General features: G+C 64.2%; 18 protein-coding genes. 7 read left to right on the top strand and 11 right to left on the bottom strand.

Annotated elements, in window-relative coordinates; translation table 11 throughout:
* From ACZBJS_RS31845 to ACZBJS_RS31835, 3 genes are all read right to left on the bottom strand, one after another.
* Entirely contained in the window at nucleotides 1-717 is a 717-nt protein-coding gene (locus ACZBJS_RS31845; protein WP_463439728.1) for a dihydrofolate reductase family protein, read from the bottom strand.
* 122 nt (nucleotides 718-839) lie between these two features.
* Nucleotides 840-1,814, bottom strand: a complete 975-nt coding sequence (locus ACZBJS_RS31840; protein ID WP_316398140.1) for a magnesium transporter CorA family protein — start codon at nucleotides 1,812-1,814, stop codon at nucleotides 840-842.
* Nucleotides 1,815-1,904: 90 nt separating this feature from the next.
* Nucleotides 1,905-2,837 carry a transcriptional regulator GcvA gene (locus ACZBJS_RS31835; RefSeq protein ID WP_057016090.1) on the bottom strand — a complete coding sequence of 311 codons (933 nt, stop codon included), beginning with the start codon at nucleotides 2,835-2,837 and terminating at the stop codon, nucleotides 1,905-1,907.
* Nucleotides 2,838-3,080: 243 nt separating this feature from the next.
* On the opposite strand from ACZBJS_RS31835, the gene ACZBJS_RS31830 reads away from it, so the two are divergent.
* From ACZBJS_RS31830 to ACZBJS_RS31820, 3 genes are all read left to right on the top strand, one after another.
* Nucleotides 3,081-3,206, top strand: a complete 126-nt coding sequence (locus ACZBJS_RS31830) for a DUF1127 domain-containing protein (RefSeq protein ID WP_256521239.1) — start codon at nucleotides 3,081-3,083, stop codon at nucleotides 3,204-3,206.
* A 25-nt stretch (nucleotides 3,207-3,231) separates the two neighbouring features.
* Complete coding sequence (locus ACZBJS_RS31825) at nucleotides 3,232-3,921, top strand: glutathione S-transferase family protein (RefSeq protein WP_076832330.1); 690 nt, start codon at nucleotides 3,232-3,234, stop codon at nucleotides 3,919-3,921.
* A 163-nt stretch (nucleotides 3,922-4,084) separates the two neighbouring features.
* On the top strand, nucleotides 4,085-4,333 hold the full coding sequence (locus ACZBJS_RS31820) for a hypothetical protein (protein ID WP_244558947.1): 249 nt from the start codon (nucleotides 4,085-4,087) through the stop codon (nucleotides 4,331-4,333).
* Here the strand turns inward: ACZBJS_RS31820 and ACZBJS_RS31815 are convergent, their stop codons facing one another.
* From ACZBJS_RS31815 to ACZBJS_RS31785, 7 genes are all read right to left on the bottom strand, one after another.
* Nucleotides 4,334-5,146 carry a hypothetical protein gene (locus tag ACZBJS_RS31815; protein WP_463439727.1) on the bottom strand — a complete coding sequence of 271 codons (813 nt, stop codon included), beginning with the start codon at nucleotides 5,144-5,146 and terminating at the stop codon, nucleotides 4,334-4,336.
* A gap of 25 nt (nucleotides 5,147-5,171) precedes the next feature.
* On the bottom strand, nucleotides 5,172-6,560 hold the full coding sequence (locus ACZBJS_RS31810) for an arsenate reductase/protein-tyrosine-phosphatase family protein (protein ID WP_463439733.1): 1,389 nt from the start codon (nucleotides 6,558-6,560) through the stop codon (nucleotides 5,172-5,174).
* Nucleotides 6,561-6,640: 80 nt separating this feature from the next.
* Nucleotides 6,641-7,585, bottom strand: a complete 945-nt coding sequence (locus tag ACZBJS_RS31805) for a DUF1259 domain-containing protein (protein ID WP_057016093.1) — start codon at nucleotides 7,583-7,585, stop codon at nucleotides 6,641-6,643.
* A 44-nt stretch (nucleotides 7,586-7,629) separates the two neighbouring features.
* Nucleotides 7,630-7,935: a hypothetical protein gene (locus ACZBJS_RS31800; protein ID WP_057016094.1), complete on the bottom strand. Its 306-nt coding sequence runs from the start codon at nucleotides 7,933-7,935 to the stop codon at nucleotides 7,630-7,632.
* Between the two features lie 74 nt (nucleotides 7,936-8,009).
* The gene (locus tag ACZBJS_RS31795) at nucleotides 8,010-8,243 is read right to left on the bottom strand and encodes a hypothetical protein (RefSeq protein WP_316398137.1); all 234 of its coding nucleotides are present in this window, start codon (nucleotides 8,241-8,243) and stop codon (nucleotides 8,010-8,012) included.
* A gap of 58 nt (nucleotides 8,244-8,301) precedes the next feature.
* Entirely contained in the window at nucleotides 8,302-9,693 is a 1,392-nt protein-coding gene (chrA, locus tag ACZBJS_RS31790) for a chromate efflux transporter (RefSeq protein WP_463439726.1), read from the bottom strand.
* On the bottom strand, nucleotides 9,690-10,508 hold the full coding sequence (locus ACZBJS_RS31785) for a chromate resistance protein ChrB domain-containing protein (protein ID WP_168858821.1): 819 nt from the start codon (nucleotides 10,506-10,508) through the stop codon (nucleotides 9,690-9,692). Before ACZBJS_RS31785 ends, chrA begins: the two co-directional genes overlap by 4 nt.
* A 385-nt stretch (nucleotides 10,509-10,893) precedes the next feature.
* Here ACZBJS_RS31785 and ACZBJS_RS31780 point away from each other — a divergent pair, with 385 nt between their 5' ends.
* The 4 genes from ACZBJS_RS31780 (at nucleotide 10,894) to ACZBJS_RS31765 (ending at nucleotide 13,906) form a co-directional block, all read left to right on the top strand.
* On the top strand, nucleotides 10,894-11,205 hold the full coding sequence (locus ACZBJS_RS31780; protein ID WP_028334652.1) for a hypothetical protein: 312 nt from the start codon (nucleotides 10,894-10,896) through the stop codon (nucleotides 11,203-11,205).
* Between the two features lie 97 nt (nucleotides 11,206-11,302).
* Nucleotides 11,303-11,581 (top strand): metal/formaldehyde-sensitive transcriptional repressor, encoded by a 279-nt coding sequence (locus ACZBJS_RS31775; RefSeq protein WP_016847064.1) that lies wholly within the window; start codon nucleotides 11,303-11,305, stop codon nucleotides 11,579-11,581.
* A gap of 5 nt (nucleotides 11,582-11,586) precedes the next feature.
* A complete protein-coding gene (locus ACZBJS_RS31770; RefSeq protein WP_229191810.1) occupies nucleotides 11,587-12,651 on the top strand; it encodes a nickel/cobalt efflux transporter in 1,065 nt (354 codons plus the stop codon).
* 166 nt (nucleotides 12,652-12,817) lie between these two features.
* A complete protein-coding gene (locus tag ACZBJS_RS31765; RefSeq protein WP_316398135.1) occupies nucleotides 12,818-13,906 on the top strand; it encodes a Cj0069 family protein in 1,089 nt (362 codons plus the stop codon).
* Nucleotides 13,907-14,261: 355 nt separating this feature from the next.
* Here ACZBJS_RS31765 and maiA read toward each other — a convergent pair whose 3' ends face one another.
* Nucleotides 14,262-14,921 (bottom strand): maleylacetoacetate isomerase, encoded by a 660-nt coding sequence (maiA, locus tag ACZBJS_RS31760; RefSeq protein WP_316398134.1) that lies wholly within the window; start codon nucleotides 14,919-14,921, stop codon nucleotides 14,262-14,264.
* Nucleotides 14,922-15,285 lie beyond the last annotated feature (364 nt).

The following is a 15,285-nucleotide window of genomic DNA, read 5'->3' as shown; positions in this document are numbered from 1 at the left end:
TTAATCCGGCGCGCGCTCCACCGCGTGACGCAGCCAGACCATGCCGCCTTCCAGTGTCTCGCAATGAGTGAGCCGGAGCGATTGTCCGGCGCCGGGGCGGTCGCCGTCGGGGCCGTGATAGTCGACGATGTTTTGCGAGCCGGCGACGCCGTCGACCGCCGGAAAGATCAATGTGCTGAATTCGTCGATCAGCCCATGCTTGAGGAAGGCGCCGTTGATCCCGCCGCCGCCTTCGAGCAGCAGCGTCCTGGCGCCGAACAGCGACGCCAGCTGCGCCATCGCGCCCGGCAGATCGTCGCCCTTGGTGCCTGCAAAGATGTAGGACGCACCGTCCTCGCGCAGTTCGGCGAGATGCGCATCGGATACCTGTTCGCCGAGCACCGCGACGGCGTGATCGCCGCCGACATTGTCCTTGCCGAAATGCACGCGGCCCGACGGATCGATGCCGACAGCAAGCTTGCGGCCGCTACGGTTGCCGAGATGCGCCTCGCGCGGCAGCCTCAGTGGGTTGGCGATATGCCGCTCGGCTCCCTTGGCCATCTCGTTCATGGTGACGCGGCCGATGATCCATCCATCGGCATCGAAGCCGTCATGGATCCGTTCGTAGTGGCCGCGCAGCACGTCGGCCGGGATGCCGGCGGCGGCCTTGGTGAAGCGGCTGGGATGAAGCCGGCCGTCGATCGACGTGCCCATGTGGCAGATGATGTGGGGGCGCATAGGCTGAACTCTTCGGTGGGGGATGACCGCGCCACAGGGGCGGGTGGGGCAGCTTCAGATTAATAGACGCGCAGGCAGGTTCTCAACGCGGATAACGCGGCGGCGTTTCAACTTCGCTTGTTTTAATCGAACCAGCCGTGCCGCTTGAACCAGAGCACCGGCAGGATGCCGCTGGCGATGATCGCGGCCCAGGCCAAGGGATAGCCGAAGGTCCAGCTCAGCTCCGGCATCTCCTTGAAATTCATACCCCAGACCCCGACCAGGATGGTCGGGGGAACGCCGACCACCGACACGATGGTCAGGATCTTGAACAGGTCGTTCTGCTGGATGTTGATGAAGCCGAGCACGGCGTCCAGCAGCAGCTGGATCTTGTCCGACAGCCGGGTCTCGTAGTCGCCGAGCGAGGCGACGTCCTTGGTGACGGCCTCGAGCCGGCGCTTCGATGCCGACGTGATCCATTCATTGCCGACGTCGTCGGCGAAGCTCGCGACCCGGCCGACGCCGAGCAGCACGTCGCGCGCCTTCGCCAGGCGATCGGCGAGCTCGCCGATGTTCTCCAGCGCCTCGCGCAACCTGCGGCTGGAGCGCACCGGACGCTTGCTCCGCACCAGGCCGCCCTTGAAGACGCCCCGCGACAGCCTGTCGGTCTTGGCGCCGAGCTGCTCCAGCACGTCGGCGCCGCGATCGATCATGGCCTCGAGCAGCGCGGTGAACACGCACATGCCGTTTTGCAGGCTCTTGTCGGTGCCGATCCGCTTCATGACGTCGTCGAACGTGGTCAGCTGCGCGAACCGCACCGTGACCAGCACCTTTGGGCCGATCACGAAGCCGATATTGGTGATCTCGGCTTCATTGTTGTCGTCGAGCCGCACCGCCGGCGAGCTCAGATAGAGCCGGTCATGATCGGTGATCAGGCGGCTCGACGCCTCGATCTCGCTCAACGATCGCTCGGACGGGACGCGGATGTCGAGCGCGCGCTCGACGAACTGCTTTTCGTCTTCCGTAGGATCGAGCAGATCGATCCAGATGACCTCGGGCGGCACTTCGGCGCCGATGCTCCGCCAATCGGGGGTCGCCGACCTGTACAGCTGCAGCAATGATCGGGCTCCATGCATGGTGGGTGGTCCGTCCCACGACAATCCTGAGGGCCGCAGGGCCGTTCCCTGTATTTGGAAGCCTGCCGGCACTCACTTCAGTCGATGAGAGGTTCCGCCGAGCTTTCTAAGTCGGCGCAGGTCGCTTGCGGCCTCCGAGAGCAACCAATCGCGAAACGTCACGATTTTCGGCAGGTTTGCGGTCGCCTTCGGACAGAGGATCCAGTAGGTCTTCGACAATGGCAGCGACTGCGGAAACGGCCGCGCCAGATGGCCGTTGATGAGGTCCCACGCCGCCAGCGTGGTGCGCGCGAGCGCAATGCCTTGCCCATTGATGGCGGCATCAATCACCATGCTGGCGCGATTGAGGACCGGGCCATGCGTGGCGGCAGCATCGTCAAGTCCCGCTTCCTCAAGCCAGTTCTTCCAGTCGGCGCGACTGTCCATATGGATCAGCGGAAATTTCAGGATGTCAGCGGGGTTGCTCAGGCGTCGCTTGCTGGACAATAGCTTTGGGCTGCACACGGCAAATAGCCGCTCCGGGCTCAGCCGCACCGCGTCAAGCCCCGGCCAGTTGCCGTCGCCATGGCGCACCGCGAGATCCACTTCCTCGCGCGCGAAGTCGACGTGGTGCAGCGTGGCGGAGACGCGCAGGTCGATGCCGCTATGCGCCTCAACAAAGTGGCCGAGCCGGTGCACGAGCCATTTCGCGGCAAAGTCCGGTGACGTTGATACGGTCAGCACACCGGTATTCTGCCGCTGCAATAGCCGCTCGGTGCCGATGGCGATGCGGTCGAGCGCGTCGCGCACGACAGCGAGATAGTCGCGCCCGGCCTCGGTGATGATCAGGCGCTGGCGCTCGCGGTTGAACAGCTTTATCGCGAGCTCCGCTTCCAGCGCTTTCACTTGATGGCTGACCGCGCCCTGCGTGACGCAAAGCTCTTCGGCCGCGCGCGTAAAACTCTCATGGCGCGCGGCCGCCTCGAAGGCCTTCAGGGCATTGAGCGGCGGCAGGCGTGGGCGCATCGCACAACTTCATGAGAAAAATTAGGGCAGGCACGAGAAACGATGCTTTGCGGGAAACCGCCCCGCACTATTATTGAACAGCTCCAGTGAAGCATTTCAAGCGATTTGGAGCCTGTCGTGTCCGTCCTTTTAACCGATACATCTCGGTCGATCCCGCCGGTGCCCGCCGCCGACCCGGCCACACCACTTCATCAATTCAGCTCAGGAAGGTCGCCTGGCGCTCCGCGCCCCGTATGGTGGAGCTTGCTTGACCGGCCGTTTCAGCGCATCGCGCTTCGCGCGATCGCCGACGACCCGCATCTGCTTTGCGATCTCGGCCTGACGCGCGAGCAGGCGCTGCGCGAGGCCTCCAAGCCGTTCTGGCGCTGAGACCAAATCAGAAAGGAGAAAACGGATGTCCGATCCGATCGTCTACGGTTTCCCACGCAGCAGTTTTGTCAACATCGTCCGCTTGATCCTGACGCACAAGGACGTAGCTTACCAATTCCACGACCTTGAACCGGTCATGGGCAAGCCCGATCACCTGGCGCTGCACCCGTTTAACCGTGTCCCAATTCTGAAACACGGCGATCTCACCGTCTACGAGACGAGTGCGATTGTCGCTTATGTCGACGAAGCCTTTGGCGGCGTGTCGCTGACGCCGAAAGACATCAAGGCGCGGGCGCACATGAACCAGTGGATCAGCGCTGTTAACAACTATTACTACCCCTACATGATCTATCACGTGACGCATGAGCGTCTGGTTTTCCCGGAGCTCGGCATTGCCCCCGACGAGAAGGTCGTGGCACACGCGCTACCCAAGGTCGAGACCGGGCTTGCGGTGGCCGAGCGCCAGCTTGCGCACGGCAAGGATTTTTTGCTTGGGGGCGAGCTCTCGATTGCGGATTTCTATCTGCTGCCGAGCACGTTCGCCTTCAGCCTCACCGCCGAAGGGCAGTCGATGTATCCGAAATTCCCGGCATTCTGCCGCTGGCGGGAACGCATGGACAATCTGCCCGCAACGCAGAAAGTTCGCGCGGCCGTTGAGCGCGTTCCGATCGAACACGCGCGCAAATGGGCCACTTCGCACCGGCCGAAATATTGACCGTCACGGTTCGCGTGCAGAGCATCCGGTTCCGACCGCCACGTGCAGCCAAAAGCCCGGTTGTTTCCGAACAAAGGCGATGACGGAGCGTTAGTGCAGAGCAAGAGGAAGGGACAACACCATGAAAAATTCTACATCGGTTGCGTTCATCTCCGTAGTGGCAATGACCTTCGCATTCGCCGGAAGCGATGCAAGAGCGCAGTCCACGCCTGTCCAACAGGCCCAGCCGCCTCAGCAGTCGGAGCAAACCCGCGAGCAGGATCGCAGTCGCGCCGAGGACGTCAAGATCGGGCGCGACTGGAAGGCTCAAGGCGGCGAGAAGGACCACACCGGCCAGGCATCCACCCCCGACGAACATCAAACGGTCGGCCGCGATTGGCGCGCCCATCCAGAGAGCCGGGACCGCCAGTAGCTATCGAGGCGGAATTGGCTGCGCCTGGCGCATGGCGTGACCTTCGAAGAAGGAAAGCGGAAAGCCGAAGGTCAAACCCGCACGTGTCTCGTTCACCGGATGGCCACCTGTGAGCGCATGCCGAACCGCGATGTCGAAGCTGAGGTCGTCGCGCACACGATAGATCAGCCCGACCAGCCCCGAGAACGTCTCCTCTTTGCCGAACTCGTTCTCGTAGAATATCTCGGCGACGGGGCGCACCGTCCACGTCATCGGCCCCTCGACGATGGCACCCACGAACACGTCGCCATGATGGTCGCGGGTGATGGCGGTCTCGGCATTCAAGTGAATGGTGCCCCAATCCCAGCGCTGCGAGACAATGCCGGCCAAGCTTACGCCAACGCCCGAATTGCCGGTACTGTCAGGAAGAAGAACGCCAAATTCGGTCGCAATGCTCGGACCGGTCTTGTCCTGCAGGCTACCGGGTACGACCACGTGTTTGAGGAACGCCCCGGCTGCGGTCAGGCTGGTTGGGCCGGGCGGAGAAAGCGACGTTTGTCCCTGGCCTTCGAAGACGGCTTCCCAATCCTCGCTCAGACCGTAGTTGAGAACCCAGGCCGGCGCGATCAGGCTTGTTCCGCTCTCGTCGCGCAAACGTCCCGCCGGCTGCAGCTCGACCTCCATCTCCCCCTTCTTGGCAACGGCGGCATCGGTGCCATCGAAGGGGCGATAGGCCGAGGCGGGGGCAGACCACGCATTCAGTCCCAAGGCGACCATGAAGCTCGGCGCAAGGCCCATCGAGCAGCTGCGAAAGCCCCGGCTACGTTTGCACATGCGCCGTCTCCCCACAAAGTCGATCTCAAGGCATTGGCTTGAACACCCAGATTGCCGCCGGTCCCGCGGGTCCCGCGCGGACCGCAACAAACAAACGATCCATCTCCGGCACAAAGAGCGACGTTCGCGCGCCCGTCGCTGTCGGCAAGCGCGCGATCAGTCGATAGGCCGCTCCATCAATCTCAAAAACGTCGACATATCCACCGCCGCAGCTCACATAGATGCGTCCGCGCTTTGCATCTACAAAGAGGTCGTCGGCATCGCCGCAAGTGCCGGTGGCCGCAATCGCCTTGCCGTCGGTCGAAAAGGCTGCAAGCTCGGCTGGGCTGCGATACGCCAGGAGAACGCGACTTCGTTCGTGATCGATGGCCATCGCGAAATTACCGCCCTTGTCCAACGGCCAGCTGGTGAGTTGTTTCCCGGAAGCAACGTCCACCACCGCGACGGCTCGCGCGTCAGGCAGATTGACAAAGATGCGCCCACTATCGGGCTGAAGCTGGAAGCTTTCCGGATGTGCCTTAAGGAGTAGGCTCCGAACCTTTGTCCGGGTGGATGGGTCGACGACTGCCAGGCCACCATCGCCATAGCCGACGATGACGCGCTTGGCCGCCGCGTCGACCCGGATATTGTCGGCGTCGCTGCCGAGTTCGATTCGCCCGGTCGCCCTGTACTCGTTGGCTTCGTACAGCTGCACCGACCCGTCGCGGGCGTTGGCGACGTAGAGGGTGTCGGTCGACGGCTCATAGCCGACGCCTTGGGGTTCGCTCAATCCGGTGATGGTTCGAAGCAAACTGCGCGCAGCCAGATCGACGACGCCGACGCTGTCATTGCCGAGCTCGGCCACGAACAGTCGCTGCCGCTTCAGGTCGACCGCCAGGTGATCGATCCGACCGCGGACATCGCCGAGCGGGATCTTCGTTTCGAGCTGAAGGGGAGTTTTGTCTCCTGCCGGTTCAGTTGCCGCTGCCAGCGTCGGAATGAGGGCGTCGATGCGCCGGACGATCTGATCCCGGGCCGACTCATAATCATCGATACCCAGGGGAATGCCGGACCAGTAGGTCACGTCGGCCCGTCCGTGCCGCTCGGCGGGGATCTGATCGAACGCCACCACCTGGTCTGCCGCGGCCATGTCGTCGATGGTCAGCTGTTGCGGCGTATTGGCCGCCTCCAGACCATCGAGTGCAAGGCCGTCCTGCACCTTGACCGGCACCGACCGATAAAGGTCGATGCCGCGTGAGACCGCCCTTATCCGCGATCCGCGCTCCTGGGCAGCCTTGTTGAAATAGGCCGCCGCCATCTGGCTGTTCACCACGCCGTGCAGGCAGACAAAGACAACGATCTTGCCATCGTCCGCCGGCGCCGGCCGAGCCGATGTCAGCGCGATCGCAAGCGCCGCGGCGGCAATGCGCAGCATCACGTGGGCACTCCTGAGCAGCGTGCGCCACATGGACATGACCGTGAGGCTTCGCATCGTTGATCCCTCCGAGACCAGGGTCAACTTTTTGTCGTGGCCGTCTTATCGAGCGCGGCACGCAGGCCCTTGGCGAGCTTGACGGCGTCGTCATTGGCCCAGAAATGCATGAAGAACAGGCGCGGCTGTTCGTCCAGCATGTGGCTGTGCAGCGCGGTGACGTCGATGCCGTGCGTCCGCAACGCCATGATGACGGGGTTGACCTCGTCATTTGTCAGCACGAAATCGCCGGTGATCGCCGCCTTGCCGCCGCCGGTCGGTTGGAAGTTGATGCCGATGGCGACGCCCATCGGGCCAACCGGGCTTAACGCCATGCCCTGTTCGGTGATCGGATCGCGACGGGGCACGTTGAACTGATAGACGCCGCCATTGGCCTGGCCCTTGACGCCGATGATCTGATCGAGCTGTGCAGTATCGAGATCGATGGCCGGCGGCGGCGCGGCCGGCGCCGCGGCCTTGAGCGGCGTCTTGCTTTCGGCGAGGCCATCCCGGATCGCGGCGGCGATCTTGACCGGGTCGCCGTGACCGGCGACGTGCATGTAGAAGGTGGCCGGGCTCGCGCCGAGCAAATGGTTGTGCACGGCCGTGATCTGCAGGCCGTTGCCGATCATCTTCAGCATGACGGGGTTGATTTCGGATTCGAGCAGCACCAGGTCGCCCATCGCCATGACGTCGTCGTGCATGGGTTTGAAGGCGACCCAGCCGCCGAGCGCCAGCGCCGGCTTGATGGTGATGCCGTCGAGCGTCACCGTCAGATCGCTCCGCGGAAAGCCGTAGCGATGCACGTCACCGGTGACCGCGGGCTTTCTGCCCAGCATGTCGTCGACCTTCTGCCAATCGATCGCCTGCGCATGTGCCGACGAGACGAACGGCTCGGTGAACACTTGCCAGTCGATCTTTTGCGCGCTCCCGCCGGTGGCGAAGAGGCAGGCACCGACGCCGATCAGCGCCGAAATCGTATGTCGCATTGGATTGCTCCCTTGAACCTCTTTCGATGCTTCGGATCGTGGCTCTATTGCTTCGAGAGCCCGACAATGGTGCGGAACCCGGCGATGTTCTGCACCGCGATTTCGACGGGATCGCCGAAGCGGACGGCATTGAAGATCAGGCCGTCCTGGACCTTGAACGGTTCGGTCCGGTCCGGAGATAACCGGATCAGCAGCGTGTCGTTGCGTTCATCGACGCGATCGACGACGCCGCGCAGCGTCTCGCTCGCTTGCGGGTGGACCATCGCCGCTTGCATTGTAACGGCCGCGTCCTGCCGCTCATCGAGGGCGGCCGGCGCTGCCAGGGTTGCGCCCGGCCCCAGCACCGCCATGCACAGGGCCACAATTGCTCTCATCATGATTATCACTCCATCGATTAGTTGACGGCTTTCGCGCGCGCGGGCACTCAGTCCCGCTCCTTGACCTGGCCGCTGCTGTCGATCACGAGCCGCACCGGCTTGCCGTTCTTCATCGCCTTCGCCGTCGTGCCTTCGGCCGTCGACTTGACCTCGCTGATCTCGGCGTAGCCGGCGGCGCGAAGTTTTGCGACGAGTTCGTCCTGCGTCAGGGCATGGGCCGGCATGACCGCGCCCGCGATCGTCAGGGCGAGAATCGAATGGGAGAGTCGTCGTGTCTGCATGGTTGTTCTCCTGGTTGTGTTGTGCTGCCCCAGGTTCTCAAGCTGCGCGCCGTTCCGCTCAGATGATGCCGACAAGGCGCAGCAGTACGCCCGTGATGCAGGAGGCGGCGAGGACGCTGAGCATCCCCGCATTGAAGCGGAAGATCGCGATCGCGGCGGCGATCGACAGCGCCATCGCTGGCCAGTCGAGGCTGGCAGGCACCGGCGCGTCGAACGACAGGCCTAGCCCGTGCACCGGGAATGTTTGCCGGAACAGCGTGTGCAGCGCGAACCAGATCGACAGATTGAGGATCACGCCGACCACGGCGGCGGTGATCGCCGAAAGCGCGCCCGCCAGCGCCTTGTTGCCGCGCAGCGCCTCGATGTAGGGCGCCCCGACGAAGATCCACAGGAAGCACGGCGTGAACGTCGCCCAGGTCGCGAGCAACCCGCCGAGGGTGGCGGCCAACATCGGCGACAGCCCGCTTGCTTCGCGGAACGCGGCCATGAAGCCCACGAACTGCACCACCATGATCAGCGGTCCGGGCGTGGTCTCGGCCATGCCGAGTCCGTCCAGCATCTCGCGCGGGCTGACCCAATGATAATAGTCGGCGGCCTGTTGCGCGACATAGGCGAGCACGGCGTAGGCGCCGCCGAACGTCACCATCGCCATCTTGCTGAAGAAGATCGCGATCTGGGTGAACACGTCGCCGGGCCCGAGCGCAATCAGCAGGGCGAACACCGGCACCAGCCAGAGCGCGAGCCAGATGGCGCCGACCCGCAAAGTGCGCGATGCGTTGGGACGGACATGGTCCGGCACCGCTTCACCGAGCATGCTGTCGATCACGGCGGAATTCTTGCCGCCATGCTCGATCGCCGCAAATTCGCTCCGGCCGAGACGTGCGCCGACCAGCCCTGTGACCGCGGCGGCGCCGATGATCAGCGGAAACGGCACGGCGAAGAAGAAGATCGCGACAAAGGCGATCGCCGCGAGCGCGATCATCACCCGGTTGCGCAGCGCGCGCTTGCCGACCCGCACCACGGCCTGGATGACGATGGCGAGCACCGCGGCCTTCAGGCCGAAGAACAGCGCTTCGACAAACCCGACATTGCCATACGCCGCGTAGATATAGCTGAGGCCCATGATGGCGAAGATGCCGGGCAGGATGAACAGCCCGCCGGCCACGATGCCGCCGAGCGTCCGATGCAGCAGCCAGCCGATATAGGTCGCCAGCTGCTGCGCCTCCGGCCCCGGCAGCAGCATGCAGTAATTGAGGGCGTGCAGGAAACGCCCCTCGGATATCCAGTTCTTCTCCTCGACCAGGATGCGATGCATCACCGCGATCTGGCCGGCCGGTCCGCCAAAGCTCAGGATGGCGACGCGTATCCAGACCAGCAGCGCCTCGTTGAAGGAGATGCCGTGCGCGGGTTCATGCCCGCGCGCTTTCGCTGTCGTTGCGACGTCGGTCATGGCTTCACCTTGCTGGTCGGCCAGTTGTGCGTCTCCTTGGTCGCGTCGCGGCACCATCGGTGGAAGGCGTCGTAGAGCAGCAGCCCGGCGCTCAACTGCTCGAGGTCGTCGTCGAACATGCGCGACAGGCCGAGCGAGGCGGCGAGCAGCCCGGGCGCCTCCGGCGAAAGCTCGAGCCGCGCGGTATCGGCCGCCCGCACCATCGTCGCGAGCCGCTCCAGCGCCGGCGTCGCGAGGCCGAATTCCTTGACCATCACGTCGAAGGTGCAGAGCTCGCCGCGATGGCTCCAGAACACGTTCTCGATGTCGAACGGCGTGGCGTCGAACCGTTCGGCGACCGCCTCGACCTCCGCCGATGTGACGAACAGGAACACGGCCGCGGGATCGACGAAGCGGCGGATCAGCCATGGACAGGCGATGCGGTCGATCTTCGGCCGCGATCGCGTCACCCAGACGGTGCGGCCCCGCCCGTCGCGTTTCGGAATCTTGTCGGCGGGAACGGTCGGTAGCTCCGCTTCCCGCCAGCCGAGGTGGCCGCCCTCGAGAATCTCGGCCGCGATGTTGCTGCAGCGCAGCCAGGCGGCGGTGCCTTCGGAAAGCTTCTGTCCCTTCTGGCAGACCACGACCACGGACTGCCCGGTGAAACGGGAAGCCCAGTCCTGGACGTCGAGATGGGAATAGCGGACCGCGCCCGGAATCAGGCGCGGATCGGCAGCGAAATCTTCATCGAGACGAACGTCGACGAGCGTCGGCGCCTTCGCCGTACCGATGAGACGGGACAATTTTTCTGATGAGATCGATGTGTATGACGACATGGTGCGCCCTTGGTGACAGGACGCGATTCTTGGGCATGTCGCCTCGCGGGGAGATCGCACATCCCCGTAGCCACATCAAAAACCCTGATCTCCGGGCTGTCAACCTGACTTTGCCAAATCCCGCAGCAATCGCCGATCGACAGTCACGAAAACTTCATCGCGCAGCATGGAACGAACATCCGTGGGCTCGCGCCGATGGCTCACCTCTCCATCTCCGGCGAGTTGCGAATAGGAACATACAATTCGCTGCCGAGTTGCGCGGTGGCAGGGACCAACTCAGGTAGATGCCGACACCGCGAACGTGTCGCGCTCCCGCCTGCATTCATTGGAGCAATGCCGATTGATGGACAGTCATTGTTGGCATGCGACGCCTGTTGCCCTCGTTATGCTGCTCATCACAACAACCGGCGGCGCTCTCGCCCACGATCACCAGCACCCCGAATTGAACGGTTGGTATGAGGGCTTGCATAGCAGCAAGGGTCCCTGCTGCGATGGCACGGATGCGCAGCACATCGACGACGTCGACTGGGAAACCAGGAACGGCCATTATCGGGTGCGCATCGATGGCGAGTGGGTTGACGTACCCAACGAAGCCGTCGTGCCAGGGCCGAACCTGTCCGGCCGACCCATCGTGTGGCCCTATTACATAGATGGTCATCCGAAGGCGCGCTGCTTCATGCCTGGCAGCATGGGCTGACGCCCGCCGCTGACATCCCGCCGCCATGTCTCGATGCGCGCCCCGGTTGGCCGCCAGCATGGTTGACCGATATAGGATACCCCCCTATATTACTTTCATGTCGCATACCATCAAGCACAAGTCCAAGCTCGTCGGCCGGGTTCGCCGCATCAAGGGCCAGCTGGAGGCCGTCGAGCGCGCACTGGAGTCCGAGATTGGTTGTGCCGACGTGCTGATGCTGGTGGCCTCGGTCCGCGGCGCCATCAACGGGCTAACCGCGGAATTGCTCGAGGATCACATCCGCCACCACGTCGTGGATCCTGCCCGGGAAAAGGATCCCGAGAAGGCGCAGGGCGCCGCGGACCTGATCGACGTCGTTCGTACCTATTTGAAGTGAGCGCCATGACCGACCTGTCTCAGCTGCTCCAGCAGAGCAGTGCCCATGCATGGCTGTTCGTGCCCAGTGCGATCCTGCTCGGCGCGTTGCACGGGCTCGAGCCCGGCCACTCCAAGACGATGATGGCGGCCTTCATCATCGCGATCCGCGGCACGGTGGTGCAGGCGGCGCTGCTCGGCGTGGCGGCGACGATCTCGCACACCGCCATCGTCTGGCTGGTCGCGCTCGCCGGGCTTCACTTCGGCCAGCAATGGTCCGGAGAACGCAGCGAAGCCTGGCTGCAACTGGCCTCGGCGGTGATCATCATCGCGATCGCGGCCTGGATGGCCTGGCGCACCTGGCGCGAGCAGGCTGCCGAACACGATCATCACCATCATCACGACGAAACGCGCCAGCTGGTCCTGGCCGGACAATCGCTGTCGCTCGAGGTCTTCGAGGACGGCGTGCCGCCGCGCTGGCGGTTGCGAAGCGAGGCCGGAGCGCTGCCGGCGGCCGGCGACGTTGACGTCGTGACGATCCGCCCCGACGGCAGCGAGCAACGCTTTCGCTTCGCCGACAGGGACGGCTATCTGGAAAGCATCGACGAAATTCCGGAGCCGCATGCCTTCAAGGCGCGCGTCTCGGTGCGCGCGGACATGGTGGAAGTCCTGTTCGAGGAGCATGACCATGCGCACATGAATCTCGGCGACGAGGACGACGCGCATGCGCGCGCGCACGCCGCCGACATCCGCAAGCGCTTTGCCGGACGCACCGTCACGACATGGCAGATTATCCTGTTCGGCCTGACCGGCGGGCTGATTCCGTGTCCGGCGGCGATCACCGTGCTGCTGCTCTGTCTCCAGCTCAAGCAGTTCAGCCTCGGCTTCGTGCTGGTGCTTTGCTTCGGCATCGGGCTTGCGCTCACCATGGTCTCTGCCGGTGTTGCGGCCGCGCTCAGCCTGCGTCATGTCGAACGTCATTGGGCCGGTTTCAGCCGCTTTGCCCATCGCGCCCCCTACGTGTCGGCCGCGCTGATCGTGCTCGTCGGCCTCTACACGGGCTGGCTCGGGTTGCACGGGATCACGGCCTGATCCGGGATCACGGCGTGATCCGGGATCGTGGCCTGATCCGCTTCGCCCCACTTCCATCTTGAAACCTGCGCGCGGTGGTCTAGATTTGCCCCAAGGGGACAAGGCAGACTCCCCGTGAGACCTCGGTCCAAGCTCTGCGCGACACTCACCGTCGTGGAGCTTTCACATGGACACCCAACCACACACACGTCTTCGTTCCGAAAATCGTCGTTGCAAAATCGCCATCCTGTCGCGTGGCGACGCCGCGTCCCGCCGGGAGGCGACCCCACAAAACAGCCGTTTCGTCCGCGTCTTCGAAGCGCTCGCCGCTTCGGGCATCGCGGCCGTTCCCGTCGTCTATGACGAGACATTCGCCGATGCCGTTCGCGACCAATTGCTGACGATGGACGGCGTTCTGGTCTGGGTCGATCCGATCCATCAGGGCAAGACGCGCGCCGCCCTCGATCCGCTGCTGCGCGAGGTCGCGGCGGCGGGACCATGGGTCAGCGCGCATCCCGACGTCATCCTCAAGATGGGCGTCAAGGACGTGCTGTACCGGACGCGACACCTCGGCTGGGGCGCCGACACCCATCGATACGCGACGGTCGATGCGTTCCGCGCCGAATTTCCCTCGCGCTTGCGCGCGGGTGGTCCGCGCGTGCTCAAACAGAACCGCGGTAATGGCGGGCAGGGCGTCTGGAAGGTGGAAACCGTGCCAAAGACCGACGCGACGATTCGCGTGCTGCATGCGCTGCGCGGCAGCCAGCCGGAGGAGATGCCGCTGGCAGACTTCATGGCGCGCTGCGAGCATTATTTCGGCTGGGGCGGCTGCATCATCGATCAGGCTTTCCAGCCGCGCCTGCCCGAGGGCATGATCCGTTGCTATGTCAGCGCAGCGAAGGTCGCAGGCTTCGGGCACCAATTGATCAAGGCCCTGATCCCGCCGCCCCCGCAAGGCCCGGATTCTCCGGAAGCCCAACCCGGACCGCGCATCATGCACGGCCCCGATGCGCCGCAATTCCAGGCACTGCGAAGGTTGATGGAGGACGAATGGATCCCGCAAATGATGGCCGCGCTGACGATCGATGAGACGTCGCTGCCGGTGATCTGGGATGCCGATTTCCTCTACGGTCCACGCGATGCTGATGGCGCCGACACCTACGTGCTCTGCGAGATCAACGCGAGCTCGTGCTTCGCGATCCCCGACGAAGCGCCGGCGGCGATCGCGCAGACGGTCAGGGATCGCATCGGTCGGAACATGGCGAGCGTGAGGTGAGCACGCCCTGCAGGCTTCCTCTTTCTACTCATTGCTCGGGGCCCATGGGTGCGATCGGCACCCGGCTTTCCCTGCGCCCTCCGTTCAAGAGAGGGCGGAGCAAAAGACAAAGCTCGGACAAATCATGTCGCGAGAACGCGGAAGTGTGTCACAGACGACGCCACACATTCGGTGTCGTCACTGCGAAAGCAGGGACCCAGAACCACCGATGGTCATTGTTGAGCAGTGCTGCAACGACGAGTCCCATCCACAACATCCGCCGCGGAGTATGGGTCCCGGCCTTCGCCGGGACGACGATCGAGAGAACCGCGCACACGTTTGCGCCTCTGCCTGTCCTTTGCAGCGCGTCCGCAAACTACTTCGCCCGCATCGCTTCCGGTGTATCCGGTTGCGCGGACGGATGCGCCTTGGCGAACGCCGGCAGCGCCATGGCGGTCTCGTGGATGCGCTTCACGGTCGGCCAGGGCGACAGGCTGATCTGCTGGTTGATCGCCGCCGTGACATGGCCGACCAGGCAGATGTCGGCAAGGGTGGGCGCATCGCCGTGACAGAACCGGCCGGTCGCCTTGTGGCCGGCGAGGTGCCCCTCGAGCGCCGCCAGCGTCTCGACCGTCCAGTGCCGCCGCCACGCGTTCTGCTGGCTGTCGCGCAGATCGAGCTCGCGGTCGAGATAGCGCCGCACCCGCGGCGTCAGCAGCGGATGGCCCTCGCAGGCGACGATCAGCGCCAGCCCGCGCACCCGGGCGCGGCCGAGCGCATCTGCCGGCAGCAGCGGCGGGCTCGGGTAGGTCTCGTCGAGCCAGTTGATGATCGCGAGCGACTGGAACAGCACCGTGCCGTCGTCGGTCACCAGCGCCGGCAGCGCCATCTGCGGATTGATCTTGCGATAGGCATCGGTGCGATGCGCGTCCGCATCGAGATCGACGAAGACGACGTCGGCGGCCACGCCCTTGAGGCTGAGCGCAATCCGCACCCGAAAGCTCGCCAGCGAGCGCCAGAACGAGAAGAACTGCATGGAGTGCACCCCGCATTTCTTCCCCTCTCCCCTTGTGGGAGAGGGTGGACGCGATGCAAGGCATCGCGGACGGGTGAGGGGTCTGTCTCCGCGGATAGAGACCCCTCATCCGTCGCGGACTTTGTCCGCGACACCTTCTCCCACAAGGGGAGAAGGGAAGAAAGGTCTATCCAGACCCGTAGCCCGGATGAAGCGCAAGCGAAATCCGGGGCCGGTCCGTCGTTCCGTCGCAGTCTATCCCGGATTACGCTTCGCTGCATCCGGGCTTCTGTAACGGGCCTTGGTTAGTCAATCCCTTTTCGCGTCATCCACTCGCCGGGCACTTGCTTCTGTACGGGATCGGCGCGAAGGCCGTCGCCTGATG

The sequence above is a fragment of the Bradyrhizobium sp. KZN70725 genome (assembly GCF_055264925.1).
Note: the sequence above shows the minus strand (reverse complement) of the source record. Positions and strands in the feature narration are given on the sequence as shown.

Coding starts and splice junctions, on each gene's coding strand:
- ACZBJS_RS31810 (WP_463439733.1), bottom strand. CDS start 6,560: ATGCTGCGCATTGCCGCCGCGGCGCTTGCGATCGCGCTGACATCGGCT.
- maiA (WP_316398134.1), bottom strand. CDS start 14,921: ATGCAGTTCTTCTCGTTCTGGCGCTCGCTGGCGAGCTTTCGGGTGCGG.
- ACZBJS_RS31800 (WP_057016094.1), bottom strand. CDS start 7,935: ATGGCGGTGCTGGGGCCGGGCGCAACCCTGGCAGCGCCGGCCGCCCTC.
- ACZBJS_RS31825 (WP_076832330.1), top strand. CDS start 3,232: ATGTCCGATCCGATCGTCTACGGTTTCCCACGCAGCAGTTTTGTCAAC.
- ACZBJS_RS31775 (WP_016847064.1), top strand. CDS start 11,303: ATGTCGCATACCATCAAGCACAAGTCCAAGCTCGTCGGCCGGGTTCGC.
- ACZBJS_RS31820 (WP_244558947.1), top strand. CDS start 4,085: ATGACCTTCGCATTCGCCGGAAGCGATGCAAGAGCGCAGTCCACGCCT.
- ACZBJS_RS31785 (WP_168858821.1), bottom strand. CDS start 10,508: ATGTCGTCATACACATCGATCTCATCAGAAAAATTGTCCCGTCTCATC.
- ACZBJS_RS31770 (WP_229191810.1), top strand. CDS start 11,587: ATGACCGACCTGTCTCAGCTGCTCCAGCAGAGCAGTGCCCATGCATGG.
- ACZBJS_RS31835 (WP_057016090.1), bottom strand. CDS start 2,837: ATGCGCCCACGCCTGCCGCCGCTCAATGCCCTGAAGGCCTTCGAGGCG.
- ACZBJS_RS31780 (WP_028334652.1), top strand. CDS start 10,894: ATGCTGCTCATCACAACAACCGGCGGCGCTCTCGCCCACGATCACCAG.
- ACZBJS_RS31845 (WP_463439728.1), bottom strand. CDS start 717: ATGCGCCCCCACATCATCTGCCACATGGGCACGTCGATCGACGGCCGG.
- chrA (WP_463439726.1), bottom strand. CDS start 9,693: ATGACCGACGTCGCAACGACAGCGAAAGCGCGCGGGCATGAACCCGCG.
- ACZBJS_RS31805 (WP_057016093.1), bottom strand. CDS start 7,585: ATGCGACATACGATTTCGGCGCTGATCGGCGTCGGTGCCTGCCTCTTC.
- ACZBJS_RS31815 (WP_463439727.1), bottom strand. CDS start 5,146: ATGTGCAAACGTAGCCGGGGCTTTCGCAGCTGCTCGATGGGCCTTGCG.
- ACZBJS_RS31765 (WP_316398135.1), top strand. CDS start 12,818: ATGGACACCCAACCACACACACGTCTTCGTTCCGAAAATCGTCGTTGC.
- ACZBJS_RS31795 (WP_316398137.1), bottom strand. CDS start 8,243: ATGCAGACACGACGACTCTCCCATTCGATTCTCGCCCTGACGATCGCG.